General features: G+C 48.9%; 10 protein-coding genes. 4 read left to right on the top strand and 6 right to left on the bottom strand.

Annotated features, from left to right (window positions below; translation table 11 throughout):
- Positions 1 to 11 precede the first annotated feature (11 nt).
- The 4 genes from WFJ73_RS07865 to WFJ73_RS07880 all read right to left on the bottom strand — a co-directional run bounded on the left by WFJ73_RS07865 (position 12) and on the right by WFJ73_RS07880 (position 6,145).
- Complete coding sequence (locus tag WFJ73_RS07865) at positions 12 to 887, bottom strand: carbohydrate ABC transporter permease (RefSeq protein WP_336772517.1); 876 nt, start codon at positions 885 to 887, stop codon at positions 12 to 14.
- A 15-nt stretch (positions 888 to 902) separates the two neighbouring features.
- A complete protein-coding gene (locus WFJ73_RS07870; protein WP_336772518.1) occupies positions 903 to 1,835 on the bottom strand; it encodes an ABC transporter permease in 933 nt (310 codons plus the stop codon).
- 83 nt (positions 1,836 to 1,918) lie between these two features.
- Positions 1,919 to 3,559: an ABC transporter substrate-binding protein gene (locus WFJ73_RS07875; protein ID WP_336772519.1), complete on the bottom strand. Its 1,641-nt coding sequence runs from the start codon at positions 3,557 to 3,559 to the stop codon at positions 1,919 to 1,921.
- A 216-nt stretch (positions 3,560 to 3,775) separates the two neighbouring features.
- A complete protein-coding gene (locus tag WFJ73_RS07880) occupies positions 3,776 to 6,145 on the bottom strand; it encodes a helix-turn-helix domain-containing protein (protein WP_336772520.1) in 2,370 nt (789 codons plus the stop codon).
- 337 nt (positions 6,146 to 6,482) lie between these two features.
- Here WFJ73_RS07880 and WFJ73_RS07885 point away from each other — a divergent pair, with 337 nt between their 5' ends.
- From WFJ73_RS07885 to WFJ73_RS07900, 4 genes are all read left to right on the top strand, one after another.
- Entirely contained in the window at positions 6,483 to 7,139 is a 657-nt protein-coding gene (locus tag WFJ73_RS07885) for an NAD(P)H-dependent oxidoreductase (RefSeq protein WP_336772521.1), read from the top strand.
- A 69-nt stretch (positions 7,140 to 7,208) separates the two neighbouring features.
- On the top strand, positions 7,209 to 8,078 hold the full coding sequence (locus WFJ73_RS07890; RefSeq protein WP_336773083.1) for a sigma-70 family RNA polymerase sigma factor: 870 nt from the start codon (positions 7,209 to 7,211) through the stop codon (positions 8,076 to 8,078).
- Between the two features lie 41 nt (positions 8,079 to 8,119).
- On the top strand, positions 8,120 to 9,031 hold the full coding sequence (locus tag WFJ73_RS07895) for an ArsR/SmtB family transcription factor (RefSeq protein WP_336772522.1): 912 nt from the start codon (positions 8,120 to 8,122) through the stop codon (positions 9,029 to 9,031).
- 135 nt (positions 9,032 to 9,166) lie between these two features.
- Positions 9,167 to 10,666, top strand: a complete 1,500-nt coding sequence (locus tag WFJ73_RS07900; RefSeq protein ID WP_336772523.1) for a glycoside hydrolase family 43 protein — start codon at positions 9,167 to 9,169, stop codon at positions 10,664 to 10,666.
- A gap of 74 nt (positions 10,667 to 10,740) precedes the next feature.
- Here WFJ73_RS07900 and WFJ73_RS07905 read toward each other — a convergent pair whose 3' ends face one another.
- On the bottom strand, positions 10,741 to 11,217 hold the full coding sequence (locus tag WFJ73_RS07905; RefSeq protein WP_336772524.1) for a GNAT family N-acetyltransferase: 477 nt from the start codon (positions 11,215 to 11,217) through the stop codon (positions 10,741 to 10,743).
- Between the two features lie 125 nt (positions 11,218 to 11,342).
- Entirely contained in the window at positions 11,343 to 12,572 is a 1,230-nt protein-coding gene (locus WFJ73_RS07910) for a multidrug effflux MFS transporter (RefSeq protein ID WP_336772525.1), read from the bottom strand.
- Positions 12,573 to 12,628 lie beyond the last annotated feature (56 nt).

Genomic DNA, 12,628 nt, shown 5'->3' on the forward strand with positions numbered 1-12,628 from the left:
AGGCCATCCTCCTACCCTTTGATCGCCCCGATCATAACGCCTTTAACGAAATACTTCTGCAGGAACGGGTACAAGCAAATGATCGGCAAAGTCGAAACGATAATCGTCGAGTATTTGATCGTTTCTCCAATGGCGTACTTATCATCGCTTGCCGCACTGGTCATCATCGAATCCGTGCTGTTGGCGATCAGAATATCGCGGAGCACGAGCTGAAGCGGATATTTCTGGGTATCTCGCAAATACACGAGCGCATTGAAATACGAGTTCCAATGGCCCACCGCATACCATAAAATCATGACGGCGATAACCGGCATCGAGAGCGGAAGCACGATCCGGAATAAGATGGTCCATTCCCCCGCTCCATCCATCCTTGCCGATTCCTCCAGGCTTACCGGAATGGTCTGGAAAGAAGTCCGCATAATTATCAGGTTATACGTATTGATGGCGACAGGAATAAGCAGCGCCCACATCGTATTCATCATGCCAAGTTTGTTGACAAGCAAATAGCTTGGAATCAATCCGCCGTGAAAGACCATCGTGAGCACAATGAGGAACATCAGGAAATGCCGGAAATACAAATTCGGCCGGGACAGTACGTAAGCGCCGATAGCGGTCATGACGAGGTTAATTGCAGTGCCGAGCAGCACGTACAGCAGCGTATTCTCATACCCTTTCATAATCATCGGGTTGCGGAATACCGCTTTATAAGCACTTAAATCAAATCCTGCAGGCGCTAGCAGCAGCCCGCGGTTCTGCAGAAAAGCCGTTGCATCGCTAAACGATGCGAACAGTACATACAGGAACGGATAGAGCGTCACCACGCAAAGGCCAATCATCAGGATGACGTTGATCCAGCCGAATACCCTCTCTCCCATCGTTCTTTTCATAGCAAGTCTCCTCTATCACCACAATTTGGTCTCGCTGAACCGCCTGCTGATTTTATTGGCTGCCAAAATCAGAATGAAGCTGATTATCGAGTTAAATAAACCTACCGCGGCGGTAAAGCTGTAACTGGCTTCCAATACCCCTTTACGGTACACGTAGGTTGAGATCACATCTGCCGTTGAATAGGTAAGCGGGTTGTAGAGCAAGAGTACTTTTTCGCTGCCAACGGACATCATATTGCCCATTTGCAGGATCAGCAAAATGATAATCGTCGGCATAATCCCGGGCAGCGTTACGTTTAGCGTTTGTCTCCAGCGCCCCGCTCCGTCGATTCGCGCAGCTTCATACAACGTAGGGTCAATCCCTGATATTGCGGCCAGATAAATAATCGATCCCCAGCCCACGCCTTGCCAGACTCCCGAGGATACGTACAAGAACCGGAACCATCCCTCCTCCATCAGGAAATCGACCGGCTGGAAGCCGAAGGAGCCAAGAAGCTGGTTCACAAGACCGGTGCGGCTAAGAAAATCGACCATCATTCCCGCAACTACAACGATGGAGATGAAATGCGGCAAATAGGAAATAGACTGCACAATCCGTTTGAACGAGCTCTTCCGGATCTCATTCAGCAGAAGAGCCAGAATAATCGCCGCCGGAAAACCAAACAGCAGCTCATAAAGATTGAGCAGAATCGTATTCGTAATTAAACGCCAGAAATAGATACCGTTAAAAAAGCTCTCGAAATGCTTAAACCCCACCCATGCGCTGCCCCATATGCCATCGGACGGCTGAAAGTCCTTGAATGCAATCTGCAAGCCGTACATGGGGCCGTAATGGAAAATAATATAGTAAGCAAGAACGGGAAGCGCCATCAAATAAACGCCCCAATGCCGCTTCATATCCGTTTTTATCGTGTGCAGCAAAGCTGGATTCCCGACGTTTTTGGACATCGATCCTTCCTTCCTCTCTGTTCAAGGTGACGCACTCGCGCTGGTGGAGACGAGCTCTCGCCCCCACCCAGCCGATTCCGGAATTAACGCTTGGAGAAGCGTTCGAGCGCAGCCTGCTGAATTTGGACAGCATCGTCGATTCCCATGCTCTTAATCTTCTTCACGTAGTTATCGAATTGGTCGATAGGCTCAACGCCCATAATAAATTTCAACAGCATCTCATCTTTGTAGGTATTGATATCCGTCATAATCGAGGCGAACTTGCTGCTCTCATCCTGCGTAGGCGTCACAAGCGGCATCTTGCGCTCAACCGTTGGCTTGGACCAGATCTCAAGAGCATCCTTCTGCTGCGGAAGCGCGAGATATTGCAATTGGAAGTTGTCGCTGAGCACAAACGGAGCGCTCCATGTGGCACGGTTATACTTCGCAATGGCCTGCTGGCTGCTGATCCCGTTAGACGGAGTCAATAGATCCTGCTTCAGGACAGCTCTGCCGTTCTCCATGGTATAGCTCTCGCCCTCTATGCCGTAGTTGAACAGCAATTCGCCTTGCTCGCCATAGGCATAATCGAGCCATTTAACGGTTTCGATCGGATTTTTATCGCTTGTTGTAATGGCAGCGCCAATTCCGTTAAAGGCAAAATCCTTTTGCCCCCAAATCGGCGTATCGCCGGCGTTTAGTACCGGATAAGGAGCCGCAACAAGCTTGAAGTTAGGATCTTTGTCTTTCATAAGACCGGCATATTTGCCGATCCCGCCGCCGTTATAGGTAGCCGTTGCGCCAAGCAGGTTTGTTGTCATTTTATTATCCAGCAGCTTGGCATTTGGCGCGGCGAAATCTTTATCCAGCAGCCCTTCCTTATACCACTTGTTCATCGTCTCCAGGAACGACTTGAATTCCGGCTGAATCGGGCCATACTTGACGGTTCCGTTATCCTGGTAGAAGCTGTTGTTAATTCCCCATGCACCAAGGAATGGAGCGTCTACATTTAACAGGTCTTTGTCCAGATAGAGAGGAATTTCGTCTGCCTGTCCATTGCCGTTGGGATCCTTCTCCTTAAACGCTTTCAAAACGTTGTACCAGTCATCAATGGTTTCCGGCTTGCCTAGGCCCAGCTTGTCGAGCCAATCCTGGCGAATCGCAGGTCCGAAGAACACCCTTACTTTATCGTCGCCGCGGAGGAACGGGAAGGCATAGATACTGCCGTTGTCCGTCGTGATTTGCTTCTTCCAGTCCGGATGCTCGTTGAGCAGCTTCTTCAGATTAGGAGCGTATTGATCGATAAGCTCGTTAAGCTTGATGATTTTGTTATCCTGTATCGCTTTCTCCGGTCCGCCCAAGTAATCATTCCAGTTGTATTCAATGACATCCGGAAGCTTGCTGGACACGATCATAAGGTTAAACTGCTCCTTCGCTTGCGCCGGGTCGAGCGGCGGATGCTGGAATTCAACCTTAACGCCCGATTCCTTCTCCCTCTCCTTATACATGCCCATTTCCGCGTAGGTTTTCATTTGTGCCGCGGCCGCGGCGTGATTCGCCACCCAATAAGATAGCTGACTAAGCTTTGGCGGCTGTGTTTCCTTGCTTCCTGACGATTCGGTTCCGCTTGTCTGCTGCTCGGCGTTTCCCTTGCCCCCGTTATTCCCGCTGCTGCATGCCGCAAGCGATACAGCAAGAGCCGATACGGTCAAAATACTGCCGGACCATTTTAAAGTTTTGTTCATGCGTGTGAACACTCCCCCTGAATTAGTGGTCATCGTCTTGCAAGCGCTTACGATTCCAAGTGTACGTTCGGAGGCCGAGGTGCGCCTATGCTCTACTTTTCATCTGCGTTGTATTTTCATAAGATTTTGGCGCAAGCAAAAAACGAGTCAGTTGGATCTTAAAACCGATCAGTGCTGATTTATAAAGGAAAAGACAGTCCCATGGAGACTGTCTGGCTATTCATTCAAGCTAATGGCATCCGGCACAATGGTCTCCCGGTATTTCCCCGGCGTAATTCCCTCAAGCTTCTTGAATCCCCGGATAAAAACGACGTCATTGTTGTAGCCGACCAGCTGCGCGATCTGCGCAATCGTCAGATCCTTATTGTCCATCAGCTGTTTTGCCGCCTTCATCCGCTTCTGGGTAATGTAGTCGATCAGGTTTTGCCCCTGATTTTTCTTAAAGAAGGTAGAGATATACGGCGGGGTCATCCGGAAATGCTCGGCGATCATCGCAAGCCCCAGATTGGAATCGCCAAGCATCTCCTCTACGTAAGCAAGTATATCCTGAAGCAGCTGGGTGCGATGATCGGACCGTTCCACGTTGAAGGACCGGGTCAGCGTATCGTACAGCTCCTTTGTCTTGCGCTGCATCCCCTCTGCCGTTGAATACGTAAACACGGCCTTTATTGGATCGAAGTCCTCGCCAAGCTCCTCCAGCTGATTCATATTGGTCGAGTTCATGATTTTCAGGAACGTACTGATAATATTGAAGAACAGGCATTTCCCCATCTCCGGCGTGAAATGGCTGGACGAGAAATTCATTTCGTAGATTTTGTCCAGCAGCTTGCCGGCATTGTCGGTATCGCCGCTTCTTACGAAGTTCGTCAGCTGAATCTCGATTTCAAGCGGATAGTAATAATGCTGTTTCGTGCTGGAAAGGTCCTGGAAATAAATAATGGCGTTTTTGCCCAAAATCAGCCTATATTCCAACGCGGCCAGCGCTTCCGGATAAGAGTTCCGAATCGCTTTCGGGCCTTCGTGGACGCCTCCGGCCGCGATCGTTATTCCGATTTTGAATCTCTTCGAAAGGATCTCGTATAGGGACTGCACGATATCGTGTATGACGGCTTCCTCGTTCCTCCGATCCTTATCCAGATTAATAAGGAACGCAAGCCGATCCCGTTCGAGCTCCACGACATATCCCTTCTGCGGAGGGCCGATCAGATCAATGCCAATGTTGGACACCACAAACCTGGCTCTTGCCCACTTCTCTTCATCCTCGTCGGAGAAGAGATGCACATCCTCGATTTTCACCAGAAATACGGCAAACCGGTCGCTAATAAAGTTCAAATTCATGAAATGCAGGGATTCTTCACTCTCGGAGGACAGATCCACATCCATATAGCCGTGCAGCAGGCGGGACAAGTAATTCGCGCGTATGAACGGTGTCTGCCTGGTCAGCGTGTTCCGCAAATGCTTTTCTTCGTGAATAGATCCCTCAAACGTCTGCCTTATGAACTCGTATTCATTGTGGAAGGAGCGCCCGTGTATGGCTTTGCCGCGCATGATCGCATGTATGGTGGCATGCAGCGGCTTATAGCTGCGGTATACCCCCGCTACAACCGCAAGAAGACCTGCGATTAGGCATAAGAGAAATAATCCAAGCGACCAGCTTTGAATCTGGTTCACCTGCTTCATAAACACGTTATTCGGAGTAATCGATACATAGCGGAAGCCCGCTTTCTGGGAGCTTACGAACGATACCATCTGATCCACTCCGCCCATCTTGTAAGCAAAAGGGGCATTGGTCTGATCCATTCGCTTCAGCAGGTCCGCCGGGAACAAAGCGGAGCCGGTGCTCATAATCGTCTGTCCGTTGTTACCCAGAATATAGATGTCGCTGTTGCTTGCCGATTCGAGCTGAGCGAACATAGCCTTGATCTCATTCACGTCGATCAGAACGATAAAGTTCCCCATGCGATCCGACGGTGAGCTGACGGGCAGCGTTTGCTCGTATACGATGACGTCGCCCGGAATAACCTCAAGACTTGCGAGTGGATTTAACCCTCGGGAGAGGGAAGTAACCGGCAGGTAAGCCGACTGATGCGTGCTTTCCAGCATTCCGGATTTCCACTGCTCGTAGGATTGATCTTTAAAGGTATAATTTGTTTCGTAAAACGTATGCGAATCGGTCAGCTGATCGGATTTGATAATCGTATCGCTTCGCGAGAAATAGACGAAATAATCAAAAATGAAGCTGCTGGTCATATTCCGGTAACGAGCCAGCTTGTCCCTCATAAATTCGACGAACTGATACCGGTCCGCGCTGCTCGGATGTCCTTGTATCTTCAGCATGTAATCCAGCTTGGGATCAAATACAACCTGACGGGCCAACAGATCGACTTCCGACAATTTATTGTCGAGCGTCAGCCTGAGCTGCTCCAGCATTGCTTCATTGGAACGGTTCGTGCTTTTCTCGAGGCTGTTCTCAACCTTGGCATACAGAAATACACCCATAGCCAACGGAATGAGAAGAATGAATAAATTGGAAATGATCATCGTTTGAAGCGCATGGCTTCGATTGCCGAAAAGCCTTTTATACATCCGCAGCTGCAAAGCTAATCACGTCCCATCTTGAATGTGATCACGTACATTTTGCACCGGACAACCTTGAGGAAAATCGAGGCATATCGGAGGAAAAAATTTCTTGTCTTACATATTCGACAGGGTTTCGGAAGCTCCTTTATCTACCGGGACCGAATTCCAATTGAATCCGCACTAACAAGCAATCAGCCCAATCCGCATTGGATCGGGCTGAAGATATCGTGCGCTATTGACGAAACGGAAACGTTCGGTTAATCGGTTGGCTATTTGGTTCCGATGTCACAAAATGGTTCCCTGCATCGTTATATGTGCAAAACCTAACAAGGGGCTGGAAAAAATGGAGACAAATAAACAAAAAATTTTAGAAGCTTTCCGGTTCAGGCATGCGTGCAGAGTTTTTGATATCGACAAAAAGATTCCGGACGACGATTTTTGGTTTATTTTAGAGACGGGCAGATTGTCTCCAAGTTCGGTTGGCCTAGAGCCTTGGAAATTTGCCGTTATCCAAAATCCGCAGCTTCGCGAGAAATTGAAAGCCGTAGCGGGAGGCGCCCAAGGGCAGCTCCCTACCGCAAGCCATTTTGTCATTCTGCTGGTCAGACAGAACTTGAGAGCTGATTCAGCCCACGTGATCAAAATGTTAAAGGACATTCAGCGAATGCCGGATGAAATTGCGCAGCATGTTGCCGGCCATTATCAAACCTTTATTGAAAACGAGCTTGAAAATGACGATCGCCTTATTTTTGAATGGGCAAGCAGACAAACGTATATTGCACTCGGAAATATGATGACGGCCGCGGCTCAAATCGGAATTGATTCCTGTCCGATCGAAGGCTTTGACAAAAAGCAGGCAACCTCTTTATTGCAAAAGGAAGGCATTATTAACCCTATCGATTATGGCATAGCCTGCATGGTTGCTTTCGGCTATCGACTGGAGGAGCCTAAACGACCAAAAGCAAGGCAAAACCTAGAGGACATCGTTGAGTGGGTATAAGGGCCGCTTGTTAAAACTCAAAATTTCCTTTATGGTGAAGGAAAAACCCGTTACGGAGGGAGCAGGTTGATGCAGGATCTTTATTCACGATACAAGAAGCTGTTGTTTAAACTTGCTTATCAATTAACGGGATCGGTTTTCGACGCGGAAGATGCCGTTCAGGATGTATTCGAAAAGGCGCAGCGCGTTTCTCTGGTACAGTTGGAGGAGCCTAAAGCGTATCTTTGCAAAATGGTCGCCAATCGATGCAAGGATATGATGAAATCAGCACGCAGAACACGGGAGAAATATGTCGGGGAATGGCTCCCGGAGCCACTACTCTCATTGGGCGACGATTCATTGGAGGTCTCCTACGAGAGGCAAAATCTCCTGTCTTACGGAATGCTTGTCTTGCTGGAGAAGCTGACGACTTCGGAACGAACCGTCTTTGTTCTCCGGGAAGCGTTAGGCTTCGATTATGCCGAGATCGCGAGTCTTATGGATAAAAACGAAGCAAGCTGCCGTAAGCTGTTCAGCCGCGCAAGCGCCAAAATCGGGCGGATACCGGATGAACCCATTCCGACGCATCCGGAAAGTCAGGAATGGGTTCGCGGATTCATGGGAGCGCTCCAGCAAGGAAACATGAAACAGCTTATTTCCTTGCTGGATCAAGATATCGTTCTGGTTGTCGATGGCGGCGGTAAAGTGGTAGCTACCGTCAATCCGGTTGTTTCGCCTGAATTAGTAAGCCGTTTCCTCATCGGCGGTTTGCGTAATGCTTCAGCCTTAGACAAGGAGCTATTCGTCGAAGTGTGCCGGGCTAACGGTCAATCAGCCATCATTCTTCGCTTGGGAGACAACGAGGTTCATGCCGTTATGCTTTTCCAATTCGAAGAAGAGAAGATTAACAAGCTGTACATCGTCCGAAATCCCGATAAGCTTCAGGCTTTTCCGCGTTAAATAACAACAGGGTAAGCTATAATTAGTGTAGGAGTCATGCAATGATCAGAGCAAATGGAGATAAACAGTTCCTTCCTCTTTACGACGCGCTGGCTAGCGAAGTCAGATGGAGAATTATGGAGCTGCTCGCCGAAAAGGAAATGAACACCAAAGACATTGCCGGTCGTATGCAGCTTAGTCCGTCCATCGTAACGATGCACGTCCGCAAGCTTGAACAAGCCGGACTGATTGGCAGCCGCAGAGTCCGCCTGAACGGCGGAACTCATAAAATATGTTTTCTGACGGAAAGACATATCGAGATTGAATTGCCTTTCGCATACAAGCCCCGGCCCTTCAGGGAACAATCCATCCCGGTTGGCCATTATACCTCTTTTGAGGTCTATCCGACCTGCGGGCTTGGAACCCGCGAGATGGAGATTGGCGTCTGGGACGATCCCCGCTATTTTCTCGATCCGGAACGGGTGAACGCTTCTATTCTGTGGTTTGGAAAAGGATACGTGGAATATAAAACGCCTAACTATTTGCAGCCCGATCAAACCGTCAGCGTCTTGGAAATTTCAATGGAAATCGCTTCGGAAGCACCCGGTCTCAGCGATCATTGGCCTTCCGATATCGCTTTCGCTTTTAACGGGATTAACCTGGGAACCTGGACAAGTCCGGCTGACTTCGGCAGAGCCGCACGCGGCAAATATACGCCGGATTGGTGGCACCGCAACGTGAATCAATACGGGTTATGGAAGACGATTCGCGTGGATTCGGAAGGCACCTTTATGGATAATGAACAAATGTCAGACGTTACGGTTGCCGATCTTCGGCTGGCGGAACCTTTTTGGACGCTTCGTTTTACGGTTGATGAACACAGTCCACACGTTGGCGGATTAACGCTGTATGGCGCCGGCTTTGGCAACCACGATAAGGATATCGTTATCCGTGTCTATCCCGAAGACGAGTAATTAAATTCATATGAATGTGAATTCAACCAAAATAGTTCGCCGCTTCCCTCTTACGCCATTGAACGTATGGTGCTTATGTTGTTTAATTTCCTTATTGGCGCCATCCCAACACTTAGAGGAATTAGAGGTAGCGATATGAAATTCAACAACCCGGTTATTAAAGGCTTTTATCCCGACCCAAGCGTATGCAAGGTTGGAGACACTTATTATCTCGTATGCAGCTCCATGCAGTATTTTCCCGGCGTTCCGCTGTTCGAAAGCAAAGATCTCGTGAACTGGAATCAGATCGGCCATTGCTTGACCAGAAAAAGCCAGATCCAGCTCGGAAAAGTAAACAGCTCCGGCGGCGTCTTTGCCCCTACGATCCGTAACCATAACGGACGTTTCTACATGACAACCACCAATGATACCACCCGTCAAAACTTCTATGTGTGGACGGATGACATTTACAGAGAATGGTCCGAACCGGTCTATGTCGATCAGGGCGGAATTGATCCGGATTTATTTTTCGAAGACGGCAAAGCCTTCTTCATGAGCAACGGAGCCGATGATTTCGGAGTTGGCGGGATCGTGCAATGTCAGATTGACATTGAAACCGGACGCAAGCTGACTCCAAGTCGCACGATCTGGCAAGGTACGGGAGGACGTTTCCTTGAAGCCCCCCATATGTATAATATTAACGGCCTGTACTATCTGGTAGCGGCCGAGGGCGGCACCGAATTTGGACATATGGTTACCTACGCGCGAAGCGAATCCTTACATGGCCCCTTTGAAGCTTATCCCCTCAATCCGGTCCTAACCAATCGCAATTTAGGCGGTTATGAAGTGCAGGCTGTTGGTCATGGAGACCTGGTTCAGGATCCAGACGGGAATTGGTGGATGCTTCATCTAGGCTTCCGCCAAAGCGGCAAATGGCTTGCCTACCATCATCTTGGACGGGAAGTCTTCCTTACGCCGGTTACCTTCGGAGAGGACGGCTGGTTTACCGCTGGTCACAACGGCACTACTCTCAGCAGCTTTGATACTGCCCTGATTCCGGATCAAGTTGTTCAGACCGAGAAGACAAGCTTCACTTTTGAAAATACGGACTGGGGTATGGATTGGTGTTACCTCCGCACTCCGGAGCCGGACAACTATCTGCTTGAACGGAACAAGCTGACGCTTAAAGGTACGGAGATTTCCTTGGATCAGGCAGACTCCCCGACCTTTATCGGCATTCGTCAAAAGGACTTTATCGCGGATATTTCCTGCGATGTCTCCTTAACCAGCGGCGAATCCGGCCTAACCCTCTATATGGATGAGAATCATCATTATGATTTGGCCATCCGGAAGACAGAAGACGGGTACAAAGTAATTCAACGCCTGAATATCGGCGACATAAAGTCAGTCGTGCATGATGTGAATTTGAAGCAAATTAATCAGGCGTCGCTGCTCATCAAAGCAAGCCATACCCGCTACAGCTTCCATATCGTTACGGACAATGGGCTGATCGACTTGGGATCGGCGCAGACGAAGTATCTCTCTTCGGAAGTCGCCGGAGGATTTACTGGCGTCATTATCGGGCTGTATGCCCATGGCCATAACTCTCGAGCAGAATTCTCAAACTTCAAATGCGAGTATCTTCCTAATTCTTAATAAACAAAGAGCTGACCCAATAGTCATTAACTGACATTGGACAGCTCTAACATGGATTGATAGCGTAACGCCATTTAATTGTAAGTCATCCAAACCGTACTTCCTACCACTTCAAACTGCTGTTTGTACCAAAAATTCTGAGATTTATCAAGCGAATAGACATACATCTTTTTATTCGGATATCTCTCTTTCAGCCAATTCATGAAGTACGCCGCGTACCCTTTTCCTTCATGTTCCTTCAGCACATCCAAAGCTTCAATAAAAATAAAGTTCGTCTCGTTCTTGATATCAATATAGAAATCCTTCTCCAGGTACCTTTCATCCGGGTGAAAATAATCCTTTTCCGCCTTCTGAATTAACTGGTTGCCCTGCGCGTATTCCCGTACGACTCCGTATCCAACCATTTCGTCATCATGCTCAATCGTATAAATCACTTCCGGTAATTCCGAAGGATCCTTCCGGCTTAATTCCCCGGCATGATAACCCGAGCTTAACTCGCCTAACAGGTTTTGCATTTCTTTATCGAACGGCTTGGTTATAATCGAAGGCATTTGTATCTCCCTTTTGCTGTTTCATCGTTCTATCAGAGTATAGCACGAAGCGGCTGTAGTCAAATCCTATCTGATCATCATGACAAAAATCCCGATCAATCATGACCGGGATTTTTGTCGGGCTTTTATACGGCTTTTTGACCCACCGTGTTTAATTTAGGCGCACTCGTGCCTCTTCTTACGAGCAGGAAGTAGGCGAGCATAGCCGCGATACTTGTGATTAAAATAATGATCCCAAGCGGAACAGCCGTATCTTCCCCGGCAATGCCAACAAGCGGAGCAACAACCGCGCCAAGCAGGAACGGAACAACGCCAAGCAGTGCAGCCGCGCTGCCCGCCTGATTAGCCTGACTTTCCATCGCAAGCGGGAAGGCTGCCGTTGAAGTAATGCCAATCGAAGCTACAAAGATAAACAACGGAATAACAAGCGTGAATAACGGTCCATGAACTAGCGTTACCACTACAACGATCATGCTTGCCAATAAGGCAAGGCAAAGACCAACCAACAACAAGCTGCGTTCAGATACGCGATGCGCTAGACGTCCCACAATTTGGGAGCCGATGATCAGGCTGACCCCGTTCGAGCCGAACAGAAGAGCAAATACGGTTGGCGATACTCCGTAAATATTTTGATAAATAAACGGGGTTCCCGATACGTAAGCAAATACTCCGGCGATCATAATGCCTTGTGCCAGCATGTAGCCGACAAACTGGCGATCTCTTAACAGCGAACCATAGTTTCGCAGCTGCTGCCCGAAATTGGAAGGGCTGCGGCGGTCGACCGGCAGCGTTTCTTTGAGGCTCCATTTTGTCACGGATAGCAGGTAGATGCCAAGCACCGCCAGGAAGATAAAGACGCCAATCCAGGAGGTAACCGACAACACCCCGCTCCCGGCAACAGGCGCCACGAGAGGTCCCAAATTACCTACGAGCAAGAGCAGCGAGAAAAATCGGGTTAGCTCGTGACCGCTGTACAGATCGCGTACGATCGCGCGGGAAATAACAATACCGGCCGAAGCGGCAGCGCCTTGAATAAAGCGGAATAGAATCAAGAGAACGATATTCGGCGCGAATGCGCATGCCAATGAGGACGCCACATAAAAGGCCATTGAGATAAGCAGCGGAATACGTCTGCCATAGACATCGCTTAGCGAGCCCATCACAAGCTGGCCGATGCCAAGTCCCAGTAAGCAGGCGGTGAGACTGAACTGAACGAGTGAAGCCGACGAGCCAAGCTGTTCCACAATTTCCGGGAACGCCGGCAGATACATATCAATCGTAAACGGGCCTAGCGTCGAAAATAACCCTAACAGCAAGGCTTGCCGAATGAAATTCGATTTTTTGTTTGCATTCATTGCGAATAAGAATCTCCTATCTCCCTAGTCTGTTTTCTCTGTCTGTATCAAATGTG

Origin of the sequence: Paenibacillus sp. MMO-58, assembly GCF_037146255.1 — a bacterium.
Lineage (GTDB): Bacteria > Bacillota > Bacilli > Paenibacillales > Paenibacillaceae > Pristimantibacillus.